This is a genomic window from Streptomyces sp. Y7, from assembly GCF_043195415.1.
GTDB lineage: Bacteria > Actinomycetota > Actinomycetes > Streptomycetales > Streptomycetaceae > Streptomyces.
The window spans coordinates 198062-224105 of record NZ_JBIDDQ010000010.1 but is presented as its reverse complement, the minus strand read 5'-3'; the positions used below and the strand labels follow the sequence as shown (position 1 = coordinate 224105).

Here is a 26044-nt window from a genome sequence, read left to right as displayed (position 1 = left end):
CGCTACTGCTCGTTGTGCCCCGAGCCGCGCTGCGCGACCAGCGCGTCGCGGATCTCCTTCAGCACCTCCAGCTCGGTCACCTCGATGACCTCGTGCGTGCTCTCCTTCGCCTTGCGACGGGCCTCCACGCGGGCCAGGTACTTCGCCATGGGCAGGACCATCAGGAAGTAGACGACGGCCGCGGTGATCACGAAGCTGAGCGCCGCTCCGAGCACCGAGCCCCACAGGATCTGGATGCCCTGCTCGCCCCCACAGGTCGAGCTGAGGCAGGAACTGTAGTGATCGAGGTTCTTCGTGCCGATCGCTCCGACCAGTGGGTTGATGACGCCCTTCACCACGGCGTTCACGATGTTGGTGAAAGCGGCACCGATCACCACCGCGACCGCCAGGTCGACGACGTTTCCGCGCATCAGGAAGGCCTTGAAGCCCTCCCAGACGCTCGGTCCCTTGTTCTCGCTCACTCCCGAGCCACCCCTCGCACACACAGCTTGTGGAACAGACCGCTCCGCAACCTACGTCAGCGCTCGGCCATCCTGTCCAATGGGGGCCCTCCAACGAGTGACTTGACAGCGGGTCGCCCGTGGTCCGGCTCGGCCCCATGATCCGGCTCAGCACAGGGTCACCGCCAGGCGGGCCGTGGCGCCGGCTCCCGCGAGACGGGCGGCCGTGGCACGCGGCACCGACAGCACGACCAGCGCCCCGCTCTCCACGGCGGAGTCCAGTGGTTCCGGCACCTTCGTCACCCGGGCCCCGCGCGCGACCACCCGTGCGGTACCGCCCGTCGCGGTCTCCTGCGCGGCGATCACGTCGACACGGTCGCCGGGCCGCAGCAGCCGCACGGTGGCCCCGTCGGAGATCCGCACGGGCGCGGACACCGGGGCGGACACGGGCTCGACGGCGCGGTGCCGGCGCGTCGGCTCCGCCACCGGGTGCCCCCGTGCCCGGTCGGCCTCCCGCGGCCCCGCCGCGACGAGCGCCGCGGCGGTCACGGCGAGCCCGGCCGCCAAGGCCCGCCTGCGATGCCGGACGAGCCGGCGCAGACGATGCCGCCCGCCGCGCACCCGTACCGGAGCGAAGTGCGGCACCTCGCAGGTGGCCGGGGCATCGCCGCCCGCCGGGAGCGGAACGGCCGGGGAGGAAGAGGACAGGAAAGGCGAGGACGGGAGGGACGGGGGCGACGACGGGAAGGGTGAGGACGCCGACGGGAAGGACGAGGGCGAGAAGGGCGAGAAGGACCGAGCAACGGACATGGGGGGCACCACCTGCGACGACGGAACGGCTTGCCCGCTCACGATGAGTCATCCCGCCGACGCGCGCCGGGCCCCGTGGACTACCGACCGGTTGTGGAAAACTCCCCCACCCGAATGAGGGCTTCCATCGCATCTGCGAGAGGCCCCGGCACCGGCAGGCCCGATACCCGAACCCGCCCCGACCACCGAGAGGCCCGTCACCCGGACCCGCCCCACCCCCTGCAGCAACGTGAACCCCGGATCCATCCCCCACCCCTACGGCAACGCGAACCCCGGATCCGTCCCCCCACCCCTACGGCAACACGAACCCCGGATCCATCCCACCCAGCGCCTTCGCGCACAGACAGTCCCGCTCCTCGTTCGCCGGCAGCCCCGCCACCGCGTCGAAGAGTACCCCCCGCAGTCGGTCCACGTTGGCCGCGAACACCCGCAGCACTTCGTCGTGGGAGACGCCCTCGCCGGTCTCGGCGCCCGCGTCCAGGTCGGTGACCAGCGTCAGCGACGTGTAGCAGAGCTCCAGTTCACGGGCGAGCGCCGCCTCGGGGTGACCCGTCATGCCCACCACCGACCACCCCTGGGCCTGGTGCCACAACGATTCGGCACGGGTGGAGAAGCGCGGCCCCTCCACCACGACCAGCGTGCCGCCGTCCACCGGCTCCCAGTCCCGCCCGCGCGCCGCCTTCAGCGCGGCCGCGCGCCCGGTGGGGCAGTAGGGGTCGGCCAGCGACACGTGCACCACGTTCGGCACGGTGCCGTCGGGCAGCGGCAGCCCGTCGAAGTACGTCCCCACCCGGGACTTCGTGCGGTCCACCAGCTGGTCCGGCACCAGCAGCGTGCCCGGCCCGTACTCGGGCCGCAGGCCGCCCACCGCGCACGGGCCGAGGACCTGGCGCGCACCGAGCGAGCGCAGCGCCCAGAGGTTGGCGCGGTAGTTGATCCGGTGCGGCGGCAGATGGTGGCCGCGTCCGTGCCGGGGCAGGAAGGCGACCCGCCGGCCGGCGATCTCGCCGAGGAAGAGGGAGTCGCTGGGCGGCCCGTAGGGCGTGTCCACCTGTATCTCGGTCACGTCGTCGAGGAACGAGTAGAAACCGGAGCCGCCGATCACGCCGAGTTCGACGTTCGCCTTGTTCGCCATGTCCGCACCCTAACCGGACCCGGACATGCCGAGGACCCTGTCGCCGTGCGAGGACAGGGTCCCGTAAGAAGTGGTGCGCCCTAGGCGGCGGAGCTGCTGGAGGAGCTGCCCGCGCTCGACGGCTTCGCGTCCGAGGAGGACGAAGTCGACGAGGAAGAGGACGACGAGGAGGAGTCCGACGAGGAGGACGACGGCTTCGACGAAGCCGGCGAGCTGCTCGACGAGGCACCGCGGCTGTCGTTGCGGTAGAAGCCCGAGCCCTTGAAGACGATGCCGACCGCGGAGAAGACCTTCTTGAGGCGTCCCTGGCAGTTGGGGCACTCGGTCAGGGCGTCGTCGGTGAACTTCTGCACCGCCTCGAGGCCCTCGCCGCACTCGGTGCACTGGTACTGGTAGGTCGGCACTGTCTTCCTCCTGGCACTCTCACTCGATGAGTGCTAACGACGGTCCATAGTGACGTATTCCAGCCGCTCAGTCCACTGCCACCGGCACGCGGTGACCCACGCCACGTGCGACCGTACGGCCGGCGGACCGCGTCGCGAGCCGCGAACGCAGTGCCAGCAGGGTCGCGAGGGCCAGCAGTGTGCCGCCCATCGGCACCAGGAAACCGGCGCCGCCCCACAGGCGGTCCTCCAGTTGCCCGGCGACCGTCACGGCGGCGGCCTGGCCGAGCGCCACCGCGCCGGTGAGCCAGGTGAAGGCCTCGGTGCGGGCACCGGCCGGAACCAGGCTCTCGACCAGCGTGTAGCCGGTGATCAGGGCGGGGGCGATGCACATGCCCACCAGCAGGCCGAGGCCCGCCAGGACGAGCACCGAGTGCGCGGCCCACAGGCCGGACGCGGCCAGCGCGAGGGCGGCGTAGCCGACGAGGAGGCGGCGCTGCGGGGCCACCTTCCAGGCGATCGCGCCGCAGGCGACGCCGGAGAGCATGTTGCCCGCGGCGAAGGTGCCGTACAGGACGCCGTTGAGGCCGGGTTCGCCGATCGACTCGGTGAACGCGGCCAGCGAGACCTGCATGCCGCCGAAGACGGAACCGATGCCGAGGAAGGTCACGATCAGCACGCGCACCCCGGGGACGCGCAGCGCGGACGTGTGCTCCACGCGTGCGTGGCCGGCGGCGGCGACCGAGGGCTGGGTGCTCTTCTGCGCGGCGAACAGCAGACCGCCGAGCAGTGTCAGCGCGGCCTCGGTCACCAGGCCCGCGGCCGGGTCGACGGCGGTGCACAGGGCGGTGGCCAGCAGCGGGCCGACGACGAAGGTCAGCTCGTCGGTGACCGACTCGAAGGCGGCGGCGGTCGTCATCAGGGGGGAGCCCTGGAGCTTCACGCCCCAGCGGGCCCGCACCATCGGGCCGACCTGCGGCACCGAGGCACCGGTCGGGACGGCTGCCACGAACAGTGCCCACAGGGGTGCGTGGGCCAGGGCCAGCGCCGTCAGGGTGAGGCCGGAGACGGTGTGCACGAGGATGCCGGGAACCAGGACGGCACGCTGCCCGTAGCGGTCGGCGAGGCGGCCGCTGTAGGGCGCGAACAGGGCCATGGAGACGCCGGTGACGGCCGCGGCGGCGCCCGCCGCGCCGTAGGAACCGGTGGTGTGCTGGACCAGCAGCACGATGGAGATGGTCAGCATCGCGAACGGCTGGCGTGCCGCGAAGCCGGGGACCAGGAACGTCCAGGCGCCGCGGGTGCGCAGCAGCTGTCCGTATCCGGGGCGGGAGGCGGCCGACGAGTCCTTCGACGGCTCGTGGGTGACCGTGGACGCCACGGCCCGTGCCTTTCTGCCGCCTGGTAGCACGGCCCCTGCGGGTGGGGGGCGGCGCCGAGAGCTGTCCTCTTGCGCGGAACTGCGGTAGATACCGGAGCCCACTTCGAGGAAGGACGTCCCGGCCGCCATACGGTCGCGCCAGCTCTGCGTCAGGCAGAGTTGGTTCGATCTGGGGTTACGCCTGCATAGTACAGGGAGCAGGGGGCCTCGACCTTGTGAAAATGAGCACTGCGCAGCGTCTCACCTGTGAACGGATCGCCTCGCGGGCGAGCCGCCTTCGATCAGCTTGCCCCGTTCGTCCCCAGCCATCCGGCCAGCTTGCCTCCGGCGCCCACGGCGCGCAGCCGGTGCTCGGCGGCGTCGCGCACCGGGTCGGTGGCGACGACGAGCAGCTCGTCCCCGCGCCGCAGCACCGTCGCCGGCATCGGAACGAACGATTTTCCCTCGCGCACGATCAGGGTGACGGCGGCCCCCGGAGGCAGCCGCAGCTCGTTGATCTCGACGCCGTGCATCTTCGAGCCCTCGGGGATCGCGAAGGACAGCAGATGCCCGCGCAGCCGCTCCAGCGGCGCCGACTCGATGCCCAGGTCGGCGGGCGTGGGGCCCTGCCCGAGGTCCAGCTTGCGGGCGAGCCAGGGCAGCGTCGGCCCCTGGATCAGGGTGTAGACGACGACCAGTACGAAGACGATGTTGAAGATGGCCTGGCTGCTCTCGACACCGCTCACCATCGGGATCGTCGCCAGGATGATGGGCACGGCGCCGCGCAGCCCCGCCCAGGACATCAGCGCCTGCTCGCGCCAGGGCACACGGAACGGCACCAGGCACGCGATGACGCTCAGCGGACGCGCCACCATGGTCAGCACCAGTCCGATGACGAGCGCGGGCAGGATGTCGTCGCCCAGCTCGTGCGGGGTGACCAGCAGGCCGAGCAGCACGAACATGCCGATCTGGGCGATCCAGCCGACCCCGTCGGCGAACCCGCGCGTGGCGGGCCAGTGCGGCAGCTTGGCGTTGCCCATCACCATCGCGGCGAGGTACACGGCGAGGAAGCCGCTGCCGTGCGCCATCGCGCCGGCCGCGTAGGCGGTGACGGCGATGGCCATGACGGCGATCGGGTAGAGGCCGGAGGCGGGCAGCGCCACATGTCTCAGACCCCAGGAGCCCAGCCAGCCCACCGCGAGTCCGATGGCCGCTCCGATGGCCAGTTCCTGGGCTATCTCACCGGCCAGCACGTACCAGTGCTCGATGGGGCCGGCCTGCGAGAACGCGACCACCAGGATGACCACGGGGGCGTCGTTGAAGCCGGACTCCGCCTCCAGGGTGCCCGTCACGCGCGCGGGGAGCGGGATCTTGCGCAGGACGGAGAAGACGGCGGCGGCGTCCGTGGAGGAGACGACCGCCCCGATGATGAGCGCCTGCCGCCACTCCAGCCCGACCAGGTAGTGCGCGGCCGTCGCGGTGACCCCGACGCTCACCGTGACCCCGACCAGCGCCAGCGCGGAGGCGGCCGGCAGGGCCGGCCTGATCTCCTTCCACTTCGTGCCCAGACCGCCCTCGGCCAGGATCACGACCAGGGCCGCGTACCCGATGACCTGGGTGAGCTCGGCGTCGTCGAAGCGGATGCCGCCGATGCCGTCCTGGCCCATGAGCACACCGATGCCCAGGTACACGAGCAGGCTGGGGAGCCCGCTGCGCGAGGAGATCCGAACCGCTGCGACGGCGACGAGCAGGACGAGCGAGCAGACGAGCAGGAGCTGGTTGAGGTCGTGGACAGTCAGCGGCCGTTCCCTTTCCCTGGCCTACGCGCAGGCGCGTAAGGGCTCACGTACATAGGACACGAAGTGGCGGTTCTCCGCACCCAACTACTTCGTTACCTTACCTAACTCTTGACGATTTCTTGACACTCTTGGAGGCATGATCGAACGTCCGTCCGTGCTGGTTCCCTACTCCGCGTCAAGTCCGACCGGACCCTGCGCCTATGGTTGCTCCAGCACTCCAGGACCGCCTGCCTCTCGCGTTAGGACAGCAAGGACAGCGATGCCCCCCAACACCACCGCCTCCACGGGTCAGCAGCCCGGCAAGTCCGGCAGGAAGAAGGGGCGCAGAGCCCGCCTGCTCGTCCTCGTGCTGGTACTGGCCGTCGTTGCGGGCGTCGCCGGCGGGGCGTACTGGTCCATCAGCACCGTCCGTGCCTCGTTCCCGCAGACCAAGGGATCGATCACGCTCAAGGGCCTGTCCGGGCCCGTGGACGTGAAGCGCGACGGCTACGGCATCCCGCAGATCTACGCCTCCTCCGACGAGGACCTGTTCATGGCGCAGGGCTTCGTCCAGGCCCAGGACCGGTTCTGGGAGATGGACGTACGCCGTCACATGACGTCCGGGCGCCTGTCGGAGATGTTCGGCCAGAGCCAGGTCGAGAACGACGAGTTCCTGCGCACCCTGGGCTGGGACCGGATCGCGAAGCAGGAGTACGACAAGACGCTGTCCGCGTCCACGAAGAAGTACCTCCAGGCCTACGCCGCGGGTGTCAACGCCTACCTGGACGGCAAGGACAGCAAGGACATCTCGCTGGAGTACGCGGCCCTCGGCTTCACCAACGACTACAAGCCCGGGAAGTGGACCCCGGTCGACTCGGTCGCCTGGCTGAAGGCGATGGCCTGGGACCTGCGCGGCAACATGCAGGACGAGATCGACCGCGCCCTGATGACCAGCCGCCTCGGCCCCAAGGAGATCGCGGACCTGTACCCGCAGTACCCGTACAGCCGCAACAAGACGATCGTCCAGGCGGGCCAGTACGACGAGGCCACCAAGACCTTCGGCTCGACGGGCTCCGCCGCGGGCGCCGGTTCGTCCGCGGGCGGCAGCACGGGCACGGGCACCTCGTCCGGCACCGCGGGCCTGCAGAGCCAGCTGGCGGGCCTGCAGGAGGTCCTGGACGACCTCCCGACGGCCGTCGGCGTGAACGGCAACGGCATCGGCTCCAACTCCTGGGTGGTCGGCGGCAAGTACACGATCACCGGCAAGCCGCTGCTGGCCAACGACCCGCACCTGTCGGCCTCGCTGCCGTCGGTCTGGTACCAGATGGGCCTGCACTGCCGCACGGTCTCCAGCAAGTGCCAGTACGACGTCAGCGGCTACACCTTCGCGGGCATGCCCGGCGTGGTCATCGGCCACAACCAGAACATCTCCTGGGGCATGACCAACTCCGGCGTCGACGTCACCGACCTCTACCTGGAGAAGCTCTCCGGCGACGGTTACCTGTACGACGGCAAGACGGTCCCCTTCACCTCGCGCCAGGAGACCATCAAGGTCGCCGGCGGCTCACCGAAGAAGATCGTCGTCCGGGAGACCAACAACGGGCCCCTGCTGTCCGACCGCAGCGACGAGCTCGTGAAGGTCGGCCGCAAGGCCACCGTCGACACCGCCGCTCCCGACCGCGGCGACGGCTACGGCATCGCGCTGCGCTGGACCGCGCTGGACCCGGGCACCACCATGGACGCCGTCTTCGCCATGGACAAGGCGAAGAACTGGACCGACTTCCGTGCCGCGGCGGCCCTGTTCGACGTGCCCTCGCAGAACCTGATCTACGCCGACACCGAGAACCACATCGGCTACACGCTGCCCGGGAAGATCCCCACGCGCGCGTCGGGCAACGACGGCTCGGTCCCGGTGCCGGGCTGGGACCCGAGGTCGCGCTGGACGGGCTACATCGACGACGACGAGCTGCCGTACGAGTACGACCCGGCGCGCGGCTACATCGTCACCGCCAACCAGGCCGTGGTCGACAAGGCCAAGTACCCCTACACGCTGACCACGGACTGGGGCTACGGCGCCCGCAGCCAGCGCATCAACGATCTGATCCAGTCGAAGATCGACGACGGCGGCAAGATCTCCACCGACGACATGCGCCAGATGCAGCTCGACAACAGCAGCGAGATCGCCAAGCTGCTGGTGCCCAAGCTGCTGAAGATCGACATAGAGGACCCCGACGTCCGCGAGGCGCAGGAGCTCCTGCAGGGCTGGGACTACACCCAGGACGCCGACTCGGCCGCCGCGGCCTACTTCAACTCGGTCTGGCGCAACATCCTCAAGCTCGCCTTCGGCAACAAGCTGCCCAAGGAGCTGCGGGTCGAGGGGCAGTGCCTGTACGTCGAGAAGGCCGACTCCACCGGTCCGGTGGACGAGGGCGAGAACAAGGTGCGCGAGTGCGGTGAGCGCGAACCCGACCAGGCGCAGCCGGACGGCGGCGACCGCTGGTTCGAGGTCGTGCGCAGCCTGATGGACGACGAGGACAGCGACTGGTGGACGACGCCCGACTCGGGTGCCCGTGAGGGCGCGGACCACAACCGCGACGACCTGTTCAAGCGCGCGATGATCGACGCCCGCTGGGAGCTGACCGCCAAGCTCGGCAAGGACATCGACACCTGGAACTGGGGCCGGCTGCACCGCCTGTTCCTGAAGAACCAGACCCTCGGCACCGAGGGCCCCGGATTCCTCCAGTACGCCCTGAACCGCGGCCCCTGGAAGCTCAGCGGCGGCGAGGCGACGGTCAACGCCAGCGGCTGGAACGCGGCCGGCGGCTACGGCGTCGTCTGGGTGCCGTCGATGCGGATGGTGGTCAACCTCGGCGACCTCGACAAGTCGAAGTGGATCAACCTCACCGGCGCCTCCGGGCACGCCTACAACGCGCACTACACCGACCAGACGGACAAGTGGGCCGACGGCGAACTGCTCGACTGGTCCTTCTCGGAGAAGGCGGTCGAGGACGGCACGAACGACACGCTCGTACTCAAGCCCTGACCCCGGTCGGCTGATGCGAAAGGCCGCCACGCGTGCGTGGCGGCCTCTCGCATCTCCCGGGCCGTGCGCGTCAGCCGAACCGCCGTACCCCCGACGGTGTCACCACCGCGTGCACCGGCCGGTCGTGCGGCTCCGCGGGGACGCGTTCGACGACCTCCGTGTCGTACAGCAGCACCACGAGCGAGGGCCGGGCGCCCGCGCGTTCGAGACGGGCGAGGACGCGGTCGTAGGACCCTCCGCCGCGCCCCAGCCGCATCCCGCGCGCGTCGACCGCGAGGCCGGGCAGCAGGACGACGTCCGCGTCGGTCACGGCGTCCGGACCGAGGCGCTCCCCGCCGGGCTCGAACAGGGCCATCTTCCCGCCGTGCCGGACGCGTTCCAGCGACTCCTGCCCGGCGTACACGCCCCAGTCGAGGTCGTTGTCGGGCAACAGCGCCGGGAGAAGCACGCGTACGCCCCGCGCGCGCAGCGCGTCCAACAGCGCGAGGGTGCCCGGCTCGCTCCCGACGGAGACATACGCCGCCACCGTGCCCGCGTGCGCCAGTTCGGGCAGCTCCCGTGCGCGGCCGGCCAACGCGGTCGCGGACAACCGCACGTCATCCGCCGTCAACCTGCTTCTCACCGTGAGGAACTCTCGCCGCAACGTTCGCTTGTCAGGCTCTGCCGGACGTCCGGTGTGACTCACTGGTTCTCCCGTACCCTTCCCAATGTGCTCATATGAGAGCCAAATAACCGGAGCCTCAGATTCCCTACAAAGGCACCGGATAAGGTTGCGGGCATGACTCAGTCTCACCCTCGGATCAGCAAGGCTGTCATCCCCGCAGCGGGTCTGGGCACCCGCTTCCTGCCGGCCACCAAAGCCACTCCCAAGGAGATGCTGCCGGTCGTCGACAAGCCGGCGATCCAGTACGTGGTCGAAGAGGCCGTCTCGGCGGGCCTCGACGACGTCCTCATGATCACGGGCCGCAACAAGCGTCCCCTGGAGGACCACTTCGACCGCAACTACGAGCTGGAGTCGGCCCTTCAGAAGAAGGGCGACGCCGGCCGGCTCGCGAAGGTGCAGGAGTCCAGCGACCTGGCCACCATGCACTACGTCCGCCAGGGCGACCCCAAGGGCCTCGGGCACGCCGTCCTGTGCGCCGCCCCGCACGTGGGCCACGAGCCCTTCGCCGTCCTCCTCGGCGACGACCTCATCGACCCGCGCGACCCGCTGCTCAAGCGGATGGTCGAGGTGCAGGAGCAGCACGGCGGCAGCGTCATCGCGCTCATGGAGGTCGCCCCCGAGCAGATCCACCTCTACGGCTGTGCGGCCGTGGACCCCACCGAGGACGGTGACGTGGTCAAGGTGCACGACCTCGTCGAGAAGCCGGCCGCGGCCGACGCCCCGTCGAACTACGCGATCATCGGCCGCTACGTCCTCGACCCGCACATCTTCGACATACTGCGCAAGACCGAGCCGGGCCGCGGCGGGGAGATCCAGCTCACCGACGCGCTCCAGCAGCTCTCGCAGGACGAGAAGGTCGGCGGCCCCGTGCACGGCGTCGTCTTCAAGGGCCGCCGCTATGACACCGGAGACCGTGGCGACTACCTGCGTGCCATTGTCAGACTCGCATGCGAACGTGAAGACCTGGGCCCGGACTTCCGGACCTGGCTTCGCAGTTACGTAGCCGAGGAGATGTAGCGAGTTGAGCACCGCCGCGCCCCGCCCCGCCGGTCAGGACCACCTCTGGTCGGTGGACGAGCACCTGGAGGACATCCTCACGACCGTCCGCCCCCTCGAACCCATCGAGCTGCAACTGCTCGACGCCCAGGGCTGTGTCCTGGTCGACGACGTCACGGTGCAGGTCTCCCTGCCGCCGTTCGACAACAGCTCCATGGACGGGTACGCGGTACGGGTCTCGGATGTCGAGGGTGCGAGCGAGGAGTTCCCGGCGGTGCTCGAAGTCGTCGGCGACGTCGCGGCGGGCCAGGCCGACGTGCCCCGGGTGGGCCCCGGCCAGGCCGCCCGCATCATGACCGGCGCCCCGCTGCCGCCCGGCGCCGAGACCGTGGTCCCGGTGGAGTGGACCGACGGAGGGCTCGGCGAGGGCCCGGTGAGCGGGATGCGCGCCAGCAGCCTCGCCCCCGAGGGCGCGCAGGGGCAGGTGCACATCTACCGGCCCGCGAAGGCACGCGCCCATGTGCGCGCCCAGGGCAGCGACGTCAAGGCCGGCGACAAGGCGCTCGCGGCGGGCACGGTCCTCGGACCGTCGCAGATCGCCCTGCTCGCCGCCATCGGGCGCGGCACGGTCCGGGTGCGCCCGCGCCCGCGCGTGGTCGTCATGTCCACCGGCAGCGAACTCGTCCAGCCCGACGAGCAATTGGCCGAGGGGCAGATCTACGACTCCAACAGCTTCTCCCTGACCGCGGCCGCCCGTGACGCCGGCGCCATCGCCTACCGCGTGGGTGCCGTCGCCGACGACGCCGAGACGCTGCGGTCCACCGTCGAGGACCAGCTCGTGCGCGCCGACCTCATGGTCACCACCGGCGGCGTCAGCGTCGGGGCGTACGACGTCGTCAAGGAAGCCCTCTCCCACGTCGGCGACGAGGACGAGGCCGGCAGCGGCATCGAGTTCCGCAAGCTGGCCATGCAGCCCGGCAAGCCCCAGGGCTTCGGCTCCATCGGCCCCGACCACACCCCGCTGCTCGCCCTGCCCGGCAACCCGGTGTCGTCGTACGTCTCCTTCGAGATCTTCGTGCGGCCCGCGATCCGCACCCTGATGGGCCTGGAGGACGTCCACCGGCCCCGGACCACCGCGACCCTCGCCGCCGACGAGGCGCTGACCTCGCCGAAGGGGCGCAGACAGTTCCTGCGCGGGAGCTACGCCGACGGCGAGGTGCGTCCGGTCGGCGGCGCCGGCTCCCATCTGATCGCGGCCCTCGCGCACGCGGACGCGCTGATCGTGGTCCCCGAGGACACCGAGAGCGTCGAGCCCGGCACCGAGGTCGAGGTGGTCCTGCTCGGCTGAGCGGCCCTGCTTGGCGGTACCGTGTCGCGCACAGCAGGCCCGTGCGCCGCACCGCGACGGGCCCGGACCGGGAGCGCCACACGAGCATGAGCACGCAGGACCGACCCACGCAGGACCGCCTCACGCACCTCGACGACGCGGGCGCCGCCCGAATGGTCGACGTCTCCGGGAAGGACGTCACCGCGCGCACCGCCCGCGCCGGCGGACGCGTCCTCGTCTCACCGCGCGTGATCGAGCTGCTGCGCGGAGAGGGAGTCCCCAAGGGCGACGCCCTCGCCACCGCGCGCATCGCGGGCATCATGGGCGCCAAACGCACCCCTGACCTCATCCCGCTGTGCCACCCGCTCGCTCTCTCCGGTGTGAAACTGGACCTGTCGGTCGCGGACGACGCCGTGGAGATCCTGGCCACCGTGAAGACCACGGACCGCACGGGCGTCGAGATGGAGGCCCTGACCGCGGTCTGTGTGGCGGCGCTGACCGTGATCGACATGGTGAAGGCGGTCGACAAGGGAGCGGTCATCACGGACGTACGGGTCGAGGAGAAGACGGGCGGCAAGTCGGGCGACTGGAGCCGGGCATGACGTATCGCGCACTCGTGGTCACGGCCTCCAACCGGGCCGCCGCCGGGGTCTACGAGGACAAGGGCGGCCCGTTGATCGCCCATGGCCTCAAGGGCTTCGGCTTCGACGTCGAAGGCCCCCAGGTCGTGCCCGACGGGGACCCGGTCGCTGCCGCCCTGCGCGCCGGTGTCGACGCCGGGTACGACGTCATCGTCACCACCGGCGGCACCGGCATCTCGCCCACCGACCGCACCCCCGAGGCGACGCGTGAGGTGATCGACCACGAGGTGCCGGGCATCGCGGAGGCCATCCGGGCGTTCGGCCGGGAGAAGGTGCCGACCGCGGCGCTGTCCCGGGGCCTGGCCGGAGTGGCGGGACGCACGCTGATCGTGAACCTGCCCGGCTCCAGCGGCGGGGTGAAGGACGGACTGGCCGTCCTCGAGCCCCTGCTGATCCACGCCGTCGACCAGCTGCGCGGCGGCGACCACCCCAGACCGAGCAGTGGGGGTGCGAGCTGAACACCCCATCCTGGCCCGTCGTGCTGGGGGACGGCGACATCGTCCTCCGGCCGATAAAGATGCGCGACCAGCGGGCCTGGCGCGAGGTCAACCGGCGCAACCGGGACTGGCTGCGCCCGTGGGAGGCGACGATTCCGCCGCCCACGCCCAGCGGGCCGATCGCGCACCGGCCGACCTACCGTCAGATGGTCCGGCACCTGCGTTCCGAGGCGGGCGCGGGCCGGATGCTGCCGTTCGTCATCGAGTACCAGGGGCGGCTGGTCGGGCAGTTGACCGTGGCCGGGATCACCTGGGGCTCGATGTGTTCCGGGCATATCGGCTACTGGGTGGACGAGTCGGTGGCGGGCCGCGGAGTGATGCCGACGGCCGTGGCGCTTGTCGTGGACCACTGTTTCCGCACCGTTGGTCTGCACCGCATCGAGGTCTGCATTCGCCCGGAGAACGGGCCGAGCCGCCGGGTGGTGGAGAAACTCGGATTCCGCGAGGAGGGGCTGCGTCCGCGATATCTCCACATCGACGGAGCCTGGCGCGACCATCTCGTCTTCGCGCTCACCGCGGAAGAGGTCCCGGAAGGACTGCTGGGCCGCTGGCAGCGGACACGCTCGCAGAAGGCGCCGCACTCGAACCCGCGGAGCACCCCGCAGAACACCCGGCAGAACTCGCAGGGGAATCCCGCGTAGCACTGAAGTGGCCCCGGTAATTGAATGCGTGTTCGAAATTGATCGCCGGATGACCGCCTCGGGGCATTAAATTCGCGCCCCGAGCGGGCTGCTGATCGCATCGGTCACAAAAAAAGTTCGAAATATCAGCCAGATCGTGCGACACACCGGCTCAATTGGCGGATGGCCTCACGCAAACCCCTCTACCGTGTGAGACGTGAGCAGCAGCGGCCTCATCTACGCAGTCATTGTCGGGGCCTGGGCCGCCTACTTGGTGCCGATGTGGCTCCGTAGGCAGGACGAGCTGAACGAGGCCCGTCCGACGGAACGCTTCAGCACAGCCATCCGGTTGCTGTCCGGACGGGCGGGGATGGAGCGCCGGTACGCCAAGGACCTGCGCGCGCGCTCCACCGCCGAGGGGGAGCCCAGCGCCGATGACCCGGGCGACGCCACCGAGTCGGTGGACGTCCGGGCCTTCGCCGTACCTCCGACCCGTCCGCAGCCCCAGGCGACGGCCCAGGCGCAGGCATCCGGGCGTCCGGAGCCGGCGCGAGAACCCGCCCGCGAACCCGCGGCCAGAACGACGCCCGAGCGCACCGCCCAGGCGGCCAAGCCGGCGCCCGAACGGGCCGAACCGGGCCCCGGCCCGGCGGGCAAGGGCGCCCCGGCACGTAAGCGGGTGCCGGCGGCACGGCGTCCCCCCGCGGACGAGGCGGCCGCCGCACGGGCCCGGCGCACGAAGGTGCTCGCCCGCCGCAGGCGCACCACCGTCGTCCTCTTCCTCGCCTTCACCCTCGGCGCGATCGTCGCCGCGGTCGGCGGACTCGCCTTCCTGTGGGCGCCCGGCATTCCCGCCGTGCTGCTCAGCGGGTACATCGCGTATCTGCGGTCGCAGGAGCGGCGCCGCTTCGCCTACCAGATGGACCGGCGCCAGGCCGAGGCCGCCGCGCAGCGGCTGCGCGAGCACGCACGCCAGTCCCGGCGCCGCGGGAGCGTCGACGCCTCCGCCGGTGCCGACGACCTCGACGAAAGGCCCGAACCAGGGACCGAGACCGGGCTGTCCGCCCTCGCCGCGGACCGGCGCGCCCTCGTCGAGCAGACCGATCACGCCGAGTGGGTCGACCAGCAGCGCGAGCGGCAGCGCCGGCCCGGCCACGGCGACAGCTGGGACCCGGTCCCGGTGCCGTTGCCGACGTACGTGACGGCACCCGTCGCGCCCCGCGCCTCCTCAGACGTGGACCTCGGGGCGCCGGACGCCTGGAGCTCGGCACGGTCGAGCTCCGTCGCCCGGGACCGGGAGACGGGCGCCGAGAGCGCCGACGCGGCCCGTGAGACGCAGGCGCCGGAGTCCGAGCGCGGCGACGACAAGGGCGAGGGGGGCGGCCGCAGCGACGCGCGACGGGCCGCTTCCGCCCGCCGGGCGCGTGAGCGGGGCCGTACGCCGCTGTTCGACCAGTACGAGGACGGCGACCGGCCGCGCGCCGCCAACGAGTAGCCGGCCCCCGGCGGCGAGCAGGCGGCCGACCAGGAACGGATTTTCAAGCAGGCCGATCGGGGTGCTAAAGTTTCACTCGTTGCAAGGGCCTGTGGCGCAGTCCGGTAGCGCACCTCGTTCGCATCGAGGGGGCCAGGGGTTCAAATCCCCTCAGGTCCACAGCAACGACTCCCCAGGGAAACCTGGGAAGTTGGCGAGATCCCGTCCGATCTGTTGATCGGGCGGGATTTTTGTTGCGCCCAGGACGCCCGGGGGGCCAAGGCTTGAGGGGGAGCGTGGAGAAGACCGTCGCACCGTTACCGACCGGGCGGACCGCGCTGCTTCGGATCGCGGCGTTCCGGCGGTTCGTGACCGCCAGTCTGATCTCGGCCACCGGATCCGCGATGGCGCCCCTCGCCCTCGCCTACGCCGTGATCGGCGAAGGCGGCGGAGCCGGGGACCTCGGTGTGGTGCTCGCCACAAACACCGTTCCCACCATCGTCTTCCTCGTCATGGGCGGCGTGCTCGCGGACCGGCTCTCCCGCAGCCGCATGCTCTTCCTCGGCAATCTGCTGGCCGCCGCCGCGCAGGGATCGCTCGCCGTGATCGTCGCCGTCGGGCAGGCGTCGACGACCTCGGTCGCGGTCTGCGGCTTCGTCTCCGGGACCGCCGTCGCCTTCACCGTGCCCGCCAACCAGGGCGCCGTGGCACAGATCGTGCCCGCCGAGCACCTGCAGCAGGCCAACGCCCTGCTCCGGCTGCCCGGCAACGCCGTCAAGGTGCTCGGACCGGCCGTCGGCGGTGCCGTCGTCGCGATCAGCGGCCCGGCCTGGGCGCTGGCCTGGGACGCGCTCACCTTCGCCGTCGCCGCCGTCCTGCTGCTCGGACTGCGCCTGGACGCGCCCGTCACCGTCACCAGCGCGCTCGGCGATCTGCGCGCGGGATGGACGGGCTTCTGGTCGCGTACCTGGCTGTGGACCTATACGGCCGCCGGGAGCGTCCTGGTCGCCGCCTGGCTCGCCGGGTTCCAGCTGCTCGGTCCGGTCGTCGCGGCGGAGCGGTACGCGGGCGCGCGTGACTGGGGGCTGGTGCAGGGGGCGTTCGCGGCCGGGCTGCTGGCCGGGACGCTGGTGTGTCTGCGCTGGCGGCCGTATCGCCTGCTGGCCGTGGCCGTCGCGGGCGGCATGCCGCTCGCCGCACCCCTGCTCGCCCTGGGGTGGGGACTGGCGCTGCCCTGGGTGCTGTTGGCCACGCTGCTCGCGGGCATCGGGCTCGATGTCGCGATCGTCGCCTGGGCGACGGCGTTTCAGCAGCACGTGCCGAAGGGCGAGTTGGGTCGCCTCGGCGCGTTCAACAGCGTCGGCGAACGGCTGGCGATTCCGCTCGGCTATCTGCTGACCGCGCTCGCGGCCGGCCTGTGGGACAACCGGACGGTGCTCGTGGCGTGCGCCTGTCTGGTCGTCGCCGCCGTCCTGCTCAACCTGTGCGTGCGGGACGTGTACCGCATCAACGCGACGGAGAAGTGAGCGCTCACAGCGCCTTGGCGAAACACAGGCTCAGGTCGTGGAAGCGGTAGTAGCCGAACTTCCCGCACGGCTCGTAGCCGCTGGACCGGTACAGGGCCACCGCCTCCGGCTGCTTGGCGCCGGTCTCCAGGACCATGCGGATACGGCCCGCCGCCCGGGCGTCCTCCTCCAGCGCCGCCAGGATGCGTCTCGCCAGGCCCCGTCCGCGCATCGCCTCGACGACGTACATGCGCTTGAGCTCGGCGTCCCCGTCCTGGTTGCCCTCGCCGTTGTCGTCCTGGGCGCGCCAGCCGCCGGACGCGACCGGGGTGCCCTGCCCGTCGTACGCGATCAGGTAGAGGCCGTTCGGCGGGGCGAAGTCGGTCGTGGCGAGGGGCGTGGCGTCGCCGTCGTCGCCGTAGCGGACCGCGTACTCGGCCTGGACCTGGTCGCTGAGCTTGACGGCGTCAGGGTGGTCGAAGGAGACGGGGTGTATATGCATGCTAGGTACCGTATATCAATTCAAGATCAAGGGCTTCCAGAACCGGACACCGTCCAGTGTGCCGGTAGGGTGCCGAGGTGCTCACTGTGACCTCTGTGAATGTGAACGGGCTGCGGGCCGCCACGAAGAAGGGCTTCGTGGAGTGGCTCGCCGGAACCGACGCCGATGTGCTGTGCCTGCAGGAGGTGCGCGCGGAGCCGGAGCAGCTGCCCGAGCACGTCCGCACGCCGGAAGGCTGGCACGTCGTGCACGCGCCCGCCGCCGCCAAGGGCCGCGCCGGTGTCTCCCTCTACACCCGCCGGGAGCCGGACCGTGTTCAGGTCGGCTTCGGGTCGAGCGAGTTCGACGGCAGCGGGCGCTACGTCGAGGCCGACCTGCCGGGTGTGACGATCGCCTCGCTCTACCTGCCCTCCGGTGAGGTCGGCACCGAACGGCAGGACGAGAAGTTCCGGTTCATGGGCGAGTTCCTGGCCCACCTGAAGGACCTGCGCGAACGCGCCGCCGCCGACGGCCGCGAGGTCCTCGTCTGCGGCGACTGGAACATCGCCCACCAGCGCGCCGACCTGAAGAACTGGCGCGGCAACACCAAGAACTCCGGGTTCCTGCCGGAGGAGCGGGACTGGCTGACCGAGGTCTTCGACCCGTCGACCGGCGGTTACGTCGACGTCGTGCGCGCGCTTCATCCGGATGTGGAGGGGCCGTACTCGTGGTGGTCGTACCGGGGGCGGGCCTTCGACAGCGACACGGGATGGCGCATCGACTACCACGTGGCGACGCCGGGTCTGGCCGCGCGGGCGGTCAAGGGTCACGTCGAGCGCGCGGCGACGCATGCCGAGCGGTGGTCGGACCACGCGCCGGTGACGGTGGTCTACGACCGCTGAGCACCGCGACGTGCCGCCGCTGGGGTGCGGCACCGGCGTGGTCGTTCGCCCGGTTCCCCGCGCCCTTCGGGGCGCTACTGCTTGCGCAGGCGGCGGTCCAGGGCCAGTGACAGTTCCGCCTCCACCACGCTTCGGGCCAGGGGGCGCAGGCGTTGGAGGTCGTCCTCGTGGGCGTGGCGGAGGACGAGTTCGGCGAACATCTCCGCCAGGTCGTCGACGTGTTGGCGGACGTGTTTGCCGGCGGCCAGGACCTCGGCGAGGGGGATGCCCTCGCGGACCAGGGCTGAGGAGACGTCCAGCAGACGGCGGCTGATGTGGACGATCTCGTCGCCGTCGGTGCCCAGGTAGCCGAGATCCAGGGCGGCGGCCAGGTTCTCCGGGGTGACCTGGCCCTCGAAGCGGGCGGCGAGTTCCTCGGGGGTGAGGCGGACGGGCTCCTCCTCGGTCGGGGTGACGCCGAGGACGTCGGCGACATCGCGGCCGTGGTCGAGGGCCTCCGCCAGCTCCGCGATGCCGGTGAGGGTGTGGCCCCGCTCCAGCAGGGCCGCGATGGTGCGCAGTCGGGCCAGGTGGTGTTCGTCGTACCAGGCGATGCGGCCCTCGCGGCGCGGCGGCGGGATCAGCTTGCGTTCTCGGTAGAAGCGCAGGGTGCGCACCGTGATGCCGGCCAGTCGGGCGAGCTCCTCCATGCGGTATTCACGCTTCTCGGTCACTCGGGAACCTTAATTCGTACCGGCGGTAACTTTCCTCGTCCCTACCCCTACCGGTCGGTACGGACCTCCTCTACGCTCCCCATTGCGCCAGTGTTCACTGGCATGGTTCCGGTTCGAGTGTGGAGGCACAGGCATGGCCGAACGCGAACATGTGCGGGTCGCGGTGGTCGGGTCCGGGTTCGGCGGGCTGGGTGCCGCCGTGCGGCTGCGGCGCGAGGGCGTGACCGACTTCGTCGTCCTGGAGCGGGCCGGCAGCGTCGGCGGCACCTGGCGGGACAACAGCTATCCGGGATGCGCCTGCGATGTGCCGTCCCACCTGTACTCGTTCTCCTTCGCGCCCAACCCCGACTGGCCGCGCACCTTCTCCGGGCAGGAGCACATCCGCGCCTACCTGGAGCACGTCACGGACACCTTCGGGCTGCGGCCGCACATCCGCTTCGACTCGGAGGTGAAGCGGATGGCCTGGAACGGCGAGCGGCTGTGCTGGGACATCGAGACCAGCAGCGGAAGCCTGTCCGCCGACTTCGTCGTCTCCGCCACCGGGCCGCTGTCCGACCCCAAGACGCCGGAGATCCCGGGCCTGGACTCCTTCCCCGGCAAGGTCTTCCACTCCGCCCGCTGGGACCACGACTACGACCTGCGCGGCAAGCGGGTCGCCATGGTCGGCACCGGCGCCTCCGCCATCCAGATCGTGCCGTCCATCCAGCCCGACGTGGAGCGGCTCACGCTCTTCCAGCGCACCCCGCCCTGGGTCATGCCCCGGATGGACCGCGCCATCAGCGGCGCCGAACGCTCCCTGCACCGGGCCCTGCCCTTCACCAGCCGGCTGCGCCGCGGGCTGCTGTGGGGCATCCGCGAGCTGCAGGTCCAGGCGTTCACCAAGCATCCCAACGAGCTGGGCTTCATCGAGCGGCTGGCCAAGCAGAACATGGCCCGCGCGATCAAGGACCCGGCACTGCGCGCCAAGCTCACCCCGGACTACCGCATCGGCTGCAAGCGGATCCTGCTGAGCAGCGCGTACTACCCGGCGCTCGCCAGGCCCAACGTGGACGTCGTCGCCAGCGGGCTCAGCGAGATCCGCGGCTCGACCGTCGTCGCCGCCGACGGCACCGAGGCCGAGGTCGACGCGATCGTCTTCGGCACCGGGTTCCATGTCACCGACATGCCGATCGCCGAGCGGGTGGTGGGTGCGGAGGGCAAGACGCTCGCCGAGACGTGGAAGGGCGGCATGGAGGCCCTGCGCGGCGCCTCCGCCGCCGGGTTCCCGAACTGGATGACCGTCATCGGGCCCAACACCGGCCTCGGCAACTCCTCCATGATCCTGATGATCGAGTCCCAGCTGAACTACATGGCCGACTTCGTACGGCAGCTCGGCCTGCTCGGCGGCCGGGTCGCCCTCGACGCCCGCCCCAGCGCCGTGCACGCCTGGAACCGGCAGGTGCAGGAGCGCATGAAGCGGACGGTGTGGAACACCGGCGGCTGCACCAGCTGGTACCTGGACGCCAACGGGCGTAACACGACCGTCTGGCCCGGCACCACGAGCGAGTTCCGGCGGGCCACCCGGCGCGTGGATCTCGCCGAGTACGCCGTCGTGCGGGCGTCCGCCGGGGCGCGCGAGGAGACCGGCGGGAGCGCGGAGAAGGGCGACAGCGTGAAGACCGGCGGGAGCGCCAAGAAGGGCGCGAGCGCGAAGGCCGGCGAGAGCGCGGAGGTGTCCGCGTGAGCCGCCTGATGAACGCCGCTTCCGGGCCGTACGCCCCGCCCGTCCCCGCCCGTGAGCTGACGGTGGTGTCCGCCGACGGCGCCCGGCTCCACGTCGAGGTGCACGGCCGCGTCGACGACCCCGACGCGCCCGCCGTCGTCCTCGCGCACGGCTGGGCCTGCTCGACCGCCTTCTGGGCGGCGCAGATCCGCGAACTCGCCGTCGACCACCGCGTCATCGCCTACGACCAGCGCGGCCACGGACGCAGCCCGGCGAGCCTTGCCTGCACCGCCGACGCCCTCGCCGACGATCTGGAAGCCGTCCTGAAGGAGACCCTCGCACCCGGCGAGAAGGCCGTGATCGCCGGGCACTCCATGGGCGGCATGACGGTGATGGCCGCCGCCGCGCGCCCGGGCTTCCGCGAGCACGCCGCCGCCGTCCTGCTGTGCAGCACCGGGGCCTCGCGGCTGGTCGCCGAGTCGACCGTCATACCGCTGCGCGCGGGCCGGCTGCGCACCTGGCTGACCGGGCGCGTCCTCGGCTCCCGGGCGCCGCTCGGACCGGTCACGCCGGTCGCCCGGGCGATCCTGAAGTACGCGACGATGGGCCCCGGTTCGGCCCCGCACATGGTCGAGGCGTGCGCGCGGATCGTGCACGCCTGCCCGCGCAAGGTGCGCCACGCCTGGTCGCGGGTGCTCGACCTGCTCGATCTCGACCACGGCGTACGCCAGTTGACGGTGCCGACCGCGGTACTCGTCGGCACCGCCGACCGGATGACCCCGCCGGTGCACACGCACGCCCTCGCCGCCGCGCTGCCGCAGCTCATCGACGTCACCGAACTGCCCGGCCTCGGGCACATGACGCCGGTCGAGGCGCCCGACCTGGTGACCGCGAAAATACGGGAACTCGTCACCACAGCACCCAAGGCCACGAAGAACACGCAGGTGAAGGAGGGCGCATGAGCAAGGTGAGCCTCGAAGGACAGGTCGCCGTCGTCACGGGCGCGGCGCGGGGCGTCGGGGAGCTGCTCGCGCGCAAGCTCTCCGCACGCGGTGCCGCCGTGGCGCTGGTCGGGCTGGAGGCGGACGCCCTCAAGCAGGTCTCCGAGCGGCTGCACGGCGACAGCGACCACTGGTACGCCGACGTGACCGACCACGAGGCGATGGCGCGCGTGGCGCAGGAGGTCAAGGAGCGGTTCGGGAAGGTCGACATCGTCGTCGCCAACGCGGGCGTCGCGACCGGCGGTCCGTTCGTCGACTCCGACCCGGACGCCTGGCGGCGGGTCATCGAGGTCAACCTCATCGGGTCGGCGGTCACGGCTCGCGCGTTCCTGCCCGTGCTGATGGAGAGCCGGGGCTATCTGCTCCAGATCGCCTCGCTCGCGGCGATCACCCCGGCGCCGATGATGACCGCGTACTGCGCGTCCAAGTCGGGTGTGGAGGCGTACGCGCACAGCCTGCGTGCCGAGGTCGGGTACAAGGGTGTGCGGGTCGGGGTCGGTTACCTGTCCTGGACCGACACCGACATGGTGCGCGGGGCCGATCAGGACGACGTCATGCGGGAGTTGAGGCAGCGGCTGCCGTGGCCGTCCAACAAGACCTACCCGCTGGGGCCGGCGGTCGAGCGGATCGTGGCCGGGATCGAGCGGCGCTCCAGCCATGTGTACGGGCAGTGGTGGCTGCGCGGGATGCAGGGCGTGCGCGGATATCTGCCCGCGCTCATCGGGACGGTGGGGCAGCGGGAGATGCGGCGGTTCGCGGACCGGCTGGAGGGCATGCGCACGGGGCTGGTCGGAGCGGGCGGCGCGGCCGATGAGCAGGAGCGTATTACGCGGCGTAACTGATCGACATGCGCAGGGTTATCGCCCGTGTGAATCTGGTCGAGGCCCCACCGAGGGGCCAATCCCCACCCACTACGGGAGTGAACCCACATGGGCATGAAGGACCAGTTCAAGGAGAAGTCCGAGCAGCTTCAGGAGCGTGCTCGCCAGCACGGTCAGCAGGAGCGCGGGCGTCCGCAGGGGCAGCCGGAGCGGGGCCGTCCGCAGGGGCAGCCGGAGCGGGGTCGCCCGCAGCGTCCGGAGCGGGACCACGAGCCCGACCGGATGCGTGAGGACGAGGAGCGGTTCGACGAGGACTACGACCGGTAGTCAGTCGTCGCGCTGAACGCGACGCGGGGTGCCCACGGTTTGGTGGGTGCCCCGCGTTTTGCGTTGCCCTCGAGGGGTGCGTTGCCGGGTGCGGGCCGGTGGGGGCTGGTCGCGCAGTTCCCCGCGCCCCCTGGGGAGTTGGTGGAGCTGTGCCTCAAGAGGTGAGCGGTTGGTCGTGCCGCTCAGGGCGTTGTACGCGGCGGCAGCTTGGGACGTGAGCGGTCCGGGACGTGGGAGTAGTCCGGGGGTGTCGCCGCCGGGTTGGACTCCAGGAGTTCCAGGGCCAGTTCGACCGCGTCGGCGAGCTGGGCGTGGCGGCCCTCCGCCCAGTCCAGTGGGGTGCGCAGGATCTCCAGGTCGGGGGTGACGCCCTTGTTCTCGATGGACCAGCCGTACGCGTCGAACCAGGCCGCGTTCATCGGGACCGTGATCACCGTGCCGTCGCCGAGGCGGTGGCGGCCGGTCATGCCGACCACTCCGCCCCAGGTGCGCTGCCCGACGACGGGGCCGAGCCTGAGGAGCTTGAAGGCGGCCGTGATCATGTCGCCGTCGGAGGAGGTCGCCTCGTCGGCCAGCGCGACCACGGGGCCGCGCGGGGCGTTCGAGGCGTACGACACCGGCTGGGCGTTGCGGGTGAGGTCCCAGCCCAGGATCGTGCGGGTCAGCTTCTCCACCACCAGCTCGCTGATGTGGCCGCCCGCGTTGCCGCGGACGTCGACGATCAGCGCGGGATGGGACATCTCCCTGCGCAGGTCCCGGTTGAACTGGGCCCAGCCCGAGCCGCCCATGTCCGGGATGTGCAGATAGCCGCAGCGGCCGCCGCTCAACTCCCGGACCACCGCACGGCGTTTGGCCACCCAGTCCTGGTAGCGCAGGGGGCGCTCGTCGATCAGCGGGACCACGGCCACGCGGCGCGCCCGGCCCGCCACGCCCTCCGCCGGGGTGAACGTCAGCTCGACCGTGGTGCCGCCGGCGCCGGCCAGGAGGGGGTAGGGGCCGGCGGCCGGATCCACGGGGCGGCCGTCGACGTGGGTGAGGACCGCGCCCTCGCGGATCCCCGTGCCCGCCAGCGGGGAGCGGGCCTTGGAGTCGGAGGAGTCGCCGGGCAGGATGCGCTTGACCGTCCAGCCCTCGTCGCGGTGGACGAAGTTGGCGCCGAGCAGGCCCTGCCAGCGCTGGTAGTGCGGTGGGCCCTCGTTGCGGCGGGCCGCCGTGACGTAGGCGTGCGAGGTGCCTAGCTCGCCGAGCAGTTCGCGCAGCAGGTCCGCGAAGTCGTCGGGGGAGGCGACGCGTTCGACCAGGGGCCGGTACTGGTCGAGGACCGCGTCCCAGTCGATGCCGCACATGCCCGGCTCCCAGAAGTACGCCAGGATCAGCCGGCCCGCCTCCTCGTACGACTGCCGCCACTCCGCCGCCGGATCCACCTCGTGCAGGATGCGGCGGGCGTCGATCCACACCGTGGAGTCGCTGTCGCCGGACTCCGTGGCGGGCACCGCGCGCAGATCGCCCTCGTCGACCACGACCAGCCGGCTGCCGTCGCCGCTGACCGTGAACCAGTCGAGGTGGTCGACGAGTTCGGACTTCTTGGCCTTGCTGATGTTGAAGTGCTCCAGGGTGGGCCGCCCCGTCGTGTCGTCCGGGTTGGCGAACGTCTCACCCAGCGCGCCCGAGATCGGCCAGCGCAGCCAGACAAGACCGCCGCCGGAGACCGGGCACAGCGCCGAGTACTTGGAGGCGGCGACCGGGAAGGGGGTGACCCTGCTCCCGAGGCCCTCGACCTCGACGATCGTCGCGCCGCCGCCGTCGCCCTCGTCGTCCTGCACCGGGTCCAGACCCCCGGCGGCCGGGCGGCCCTCGGGGGTCAGGGCGAAGGGGGAGGGGGTCGCGGAGGACAGCGGCACCAGATAGGGGCGGCAGCCCAGCGGGAAGGACAGGTCCCCGGTGTGGACGTCGTACACCGGGTCGAAGCCCCGCCAGGACAGGAAGGCGAGGTAGCGGCCGTCGCGGGTGAACACGGGGTTCTCGTCCTCGAAGCGGCCGTCCGTGACGTCGACGATCAGGCGGTCCTTTATGCGGGCGAGCTTGATCTGCCGCAGTGAACGGCCGATCCCGGGATGCGACCAGGTCAGCCAGGTCCCGTCCGGGGAGAAGGCCAAATCCCGCACGGGGCCGTTGACCGACCGGATCAGCTCCGTGACCTCGCCGTTGGAGTCCTCCGTCGCGTCGAGGAGGAGCAGCCGTCCGTCGTGCGCGGCGATGGCGAGGCGCTCGCCCTTGGGGTCGGCGACCATCTCCAGGACCCGGCCCACCTCGCCGGAGGCCAGCCGGCGCGGGTCGCGGTCGCCGGTCGCGCGGGGCAGGTAGGCGATCTCGATCGCGTCCTCGCCCTCCGCGTCCGTCACATAGGCGACCTGGCCGACCGAGCCGAGCATCTCCGGGAGCCGGACGCGTACGCCGGGGGTGTCGGTGATCGTGCGGGCCGGGCCGTCCCGGTGGGTCAGCCAGTACAGGCTGCCGCGGACGACGACGGCGCTCGCGCGGCCCGTCTCGTCGACGGAGACGCCGTCGACGTGCTGGGAGGCGGGCACCTGGTAGGTGCGGCGGCCCGTGCACGACCCGCTCAGCCGGACGTCCAGGCGGCGCGGTGCGGAGCCGGCGCTCAGGTCGTCCACGAGCCACAGGTCGCCCGCGCACTGGTACACCACCCGGGTGCCGTCGCTTGCGGCGTGCCGGGCGTAGAAGGCGTCGTGGTCGGTGTGCCGGCGCAGGCCAGTGCCGTCGTGGGCGCAGGAGTAGAGGTTGCCGACGCCCTCGTGGTCGGAGAGGAAGGCGATCCGGTCACCGACGAACATGGGGGAGGCCAGATGGCCGTCGAGGTCCGGGAGCAGACGTTCGCAGTGCAGCCACAGCCGGCCGGTGGCGCCGCCCCGGTACCGCTTCCAGGACGCCGGTTCGTGCGGCGGGGTGCCGGTCAGCAGCAGGGTCCTGCGCTCGTCCTCCAGGCCGGCGACCTGGATGTCGGAGCAGGGTCCCCAGGGCAGCTTGCGGCCGGGGTCGCCGTCGGGGCGGACCTTGTAGGCCCAGGTGTAGTGGGAGAAGGGCTCGCCGTGGGAGGCGACGGCGAGGATGACCCCGTCCGGGGTCCAGCCGCACACCTGGGTGTCCGCGGAGCCCCAGTGGGTGAGCTGCCGGCCGGGGCCGCCGTCCACCGGGACGAGATGGATCTCGGGGACCAGGCTGCGCCAGCTCGTGTACGCGATGTGGCGGCCGTCGGGAGCGAAGCGGGGGTGGCCGATCTTGGTGCGGTCCACGGTGAGCCGCCAGGCACGGCCCGGGCCGTCCAGGGGAGCCAGCCACAGGTCGTCCTCGGCCACGAAGCACAGCAGGTCGTCATGGAGATGAGGCAGGCGCAGATAGCTCACCT

23 protein-coding genes and 1 tRNA gene are annotated in these 26044 nt (G+C 71.4%); 14 read left to right on the top strand and 10 right to left on the bottom strand.

Annotated features, from left to right (window positions below; genetic code table 11):
- Window positions 1-2: 2 nt before the first annotated feature.
- From mscL to ACGFW6_RS25490, 6 genes are all read right to left on the bottom strand, one after another.
- Window positions 3-461, bottom strand: coding sequence for a large conductance mechanosensitive channel protein MscL (gene mscL / locus ACGFW6_RS25515; protein WP_393514150.1), 459 nt, complete (start codon window positions 459-461; stop codon window positions 3-5).
- A gap of 147 nt (window positions 462-608) precedes the next feature.
- Window positions 609-1250 (bottom strand): hypothetical protein, encoded by a 642-nt coding sequence (locus ACGFW6_RS25510; protein ID WP_393514147.1) that lies wholly within the window; start codon window positions 1248-1250, stop codon window positions 609-611.
- 292 nt (window positions 1251-1542) lie between these two features.
- Window positions 1543-2385, bottom strand: a complete 843-nt coding sequence (locus tag ACGFW6_RS25505; protein WP_393514144.1) for an S-methyl-5'-thioadenosine phosphorylase — start codon at window positions 2383-2385, stop codon at window positions 1543-1545.
- 80 nt (window positions 2386-2465) lie between these two features.
- Complete coding sequence (locus tag ACGFW6_RS25500; protein ID WP_393514141.1) at window positions 2466-2789, bottom strand: FmdB family zinc ribbon protein; 324 nt, start codon at window positions 2787-2789, stop codon at window positions 2466-2468.
- 67 nt (window positions 2790-2856) lie between these two features.
- Window positions 2857-4149 (bottom strand): MFS transporter, encoded by a 1293-nt coding sequence (locus ACGFW6_RS25495; RefSeq protein ID WP_393514138.1) that lies wholly within the window; start codon window positions 4147-4149, stop codon window positions 2857-2859.
- A 281-nt stretch (window positions 4150-4430) separates the two neighbouring features.
- The gene (locus ACGFW6_RS25490) at window positions 4431-5927 is read right to left on the bottom strand and encodes a potassium/proton antiporter (protein WP_393514214.1); all 1497 of its coding nucleotides are present in this window, start codon (window positions 5925-5927) and stop codon (window positions 4431-4433) included.
- 259 nt (window positions 5928-6186) lie between these two features.
- Here ACGFW6_RS25490 and ACGFW6_RS25485 point away from each other — a divergent pair, with 259 nt between their 5' ends.
- Entirely contained in the window at window positions 6187-8949 is a 2763-nt protein-coding gene (locus ACGFW6_RS25485) for a penicillin acylase family protein (RefSeq protein WP_393514135.1), read from the top strand.
- Between the two features lie 70 nt (window positions 8950-9019).
- Here ACGFW6_RS25485 and ACGFW6_RS25480 read toward each other — a convergent pair whose 3' ends face one another.
- The gene (locus ACGFW6_RS25480) at window positions 9020-9634 is read right to left on the bottom strand and encodes a 5-formyltetrahydrofolate cyclo-ligase (protein WP_393514132.1); all 615 of its coding nucleotides are present in this window, start codon (window positions 9632-9634) and stop codon (window positions 9020-9022) included.
- 93 nt (window positions 9635-9727) lie between these two features.
- On the opposite strand from ACGFW6_RS25480, the gene galU reads away from it, so the two are divergent.
- The 8 genes from galU to ACGFW6_RS25440 all read left to right on the top strand — a co-directional run bounded on the left by galU (window position 9728) and on the right by ACGFW6_RS25440 (window position 16694).
- The gene (galU, locus tag ACGFW6_RS25475) at window positions 9728-10630 is read left to right on the top strand and encodes a UTP--glucose-1-phosphate uridylyltransferase GalU (protein WP_393514129.1); all 903 of its coding nucleotides are present in this window, start codon (window positions 9728-9730) and stop codon (window positions 10628-10630) included.
- 4 nt (window positions 10631-10634) lie between these two features.
- Window positions 10635-11957: a gephyrin-like molybdotransferase Glp gene (glp, locus tag ACGFW6_RS25470; RefSeq protein WP_393514126.1), complete on the top strand. Its 1323-nt coding sequence runs from the start codon at window positions 10635-10637 to the stop codon at window positions 11955-11957.
- Window positions 11958-12043: 86 nt separating this feature from the next.
- The gene (gene moaC, locus ACGFW6_RS25465) at window positions 12044-12538 is read left to right on the top strand and encodes a cyclic pyranopterin monophosphate synthase MoaC (RefSeq protein WP_393514123.1); all 495 of its coding nucleotides are present in this window, start codon (window positions 12044-12046) and stop codon (window positions 12536-12538) included.
- Window positions 12535-13035 carry a molybdenum cofactor biosynthesis protein B gene (locus ACGFW6_RS25460; RefSeq protein ID WP_393514120.1) on the top strand — a complete coding sequence of 167 codons (501 nt, stop codon included), beginning with the start codon at window positions 12535-12537 and terminating at the stop codon, window positions 13033-13035. Before moaC ends, ACGFW6_RS25460 begins: the two co-directional genes overlap by 4 nt.
- A 20-nt stretch (window positions 13036-13055) precedes the next feature.
- Complete coding sequence (locus tag ACGFW6_RS25455) at window positions 13056-13715, top strand: GNAT family N-acetyltransferase (RefSeq protein WP_393514117.1); 660 nt, start codon at window positions 13056-13058, stop codon at window positions 13713-13715.
- Between the two features lie 196 nt (window positions 13716-13911).
- Window positions 13912-15189: a gephyrin-like molybdotransferase receptor GlpR gene (glpR, locus tag ACGFW6_RS25450; protein ID WP_393514114.1), complete on the top strand. Its 1278-nt coding sequence runs from the start codon at window positions 13912-13914 to the stop codon at window positions 15187-15189.
- An 85-nt stretch (window positions 15190-15274) separates the two neighbouring features.
- A tRNA-Ala gene (locus tag ACGFW6_RS25445) sits at window positions 15275-15348 on the top strand.
- Between the two features lie 116 nt (window positions 15349-15464).
- Window positions 15465-16694, top strand: a complete 1230-nt coding sequence (locus ACGFW6_RS25440; protein ID WP_393514111.1) for an MFS transporter — start codon at window positions 15465-15467, stop codon at window positions 16692-16694.
- A gap of 4 nt (window positions 16695-16698) precedes the next feature.
- Here ACGFW6_RS25440 and ACGFW6_RS25435 read toward each other — a convergent pair whose 3' ends face one another.
- Entirely contained in the window at window positions 16699-17175 is a 477-nt protein-coding gene (locus ACGFW6_RS25435; protein ID WP_393514108.1) for a GNAT family N-acetyltransferase, read from the bottom strand.
- A gap of 77 nt (window positions 17176-17252) precedes the next feature.
- Between ACGFW6_RS25435 and ACGFW6_RS25430 the strand changes: the two genes are divergently transcribed.
- The gene (locus tag ACGFW6_RS25430) at window positions 17253-18056 is read left to right on the top strand and encodes an exodeoxyribonuclease III (RefSeq protein WP_393514105.1); all 804 of its coding nucleotides are present in this window, start codon (window positions 17253-17255) and stop codon (window positions 18054-18056) included.
- Window positions 18057-18130: 74 nt separating this feature from the next.
- Here ACGFW6_RS25430 and ACGFW6_RS25425 read toward each other — a convergent pair whose 3' ends face one another.
- Window positions 18131-18745 (bottom strand): MerR family transcriptional regulator, encoded by a 615-nt coding sequence (locus ACGFW6_RS25425; protein ID WP_393514211.1) that lies wholly within the window; start codon window positions 18743-18745, stop codon window positions 18131-18133.
- A gap of 157 nt (window positions 18746-18902) precedes the next feature.
- Between ACGFW6_RS25425 and ACGFW6_RS25420 the strand changes: the two genes are divergently transcribed.
- The 4 genes from ACGFW6_RS25420 to ACGFW6_RS25405 all read left to right on the top strand — a co-directional run bounded on the left by ACGFW6_RS25420 (window position 18903) and on the right by ACGFW6_RS25405 (window position 22620).
- Entirely contained in the window at window positions 18903-20492 is a 1590-nt protein-coding gene (locus ACGFW6_RS25420) for a flavin-containing monooxygenase (RefSeq protein WP_393514102.1), read from the top strand.
- Window positions 20489-21433 (top strand): alpha/beta fold hydrolase, encoded by a 945-nt coding sequence (locus ACGFW6_RS25415; protein ID WP_393514099.1) that lies wholly within the window; start codon window positions 20489-20491, stop codon window positions 21431-21433. Before ACGFW6_RS25420 ends, ACGFW6_RS25415 begins: the two co-directional genes overlap by 4 nt.
- Window positions 21430-22314, top strand: coding sequence for an SDR family oxidoreductase (locus ACGFW6_RS25410; RefSeq protein ID WP_393514096.1), 885 nt, complete (start codon window positions 21430-21432; stop codon window positions 22312-22314). The genes ACGFW6_RS25415 and ACGFW6_RS25410 overlap by 4 nt, the downstream gene beginning before the upstream one ends.
- 87 nt (window positions 22315-22401) lie before the next feature.
- Complete coding sequence (locus ACGFW6_RS25405) at window positions 22402-22620, top strand: hypothetical protein (protein ID WP_393514093.1); 219 nt, start codon at window positions 22402-22404, stop codon at window positions 22618-22620.
- Between the two features lie 182 nt (window positions 22621-22802).
- On the opposite strand, the gene ACGFW6_RS25400 is transcribed toward ACGFW6_RS25405, so the two are convergent.
- Complete coding sequence (locus tag ACGFW6_RS25400; protein ID WP_393514090.1) at window positions 22803-26042, bottom strand: S41 family peptidase; 3240 nt, start codon at window positions 26040-26042, stop codon at window positions 22803-22805.
- Window positions 26043-26044: the final 2 nt, after the last annotated feature.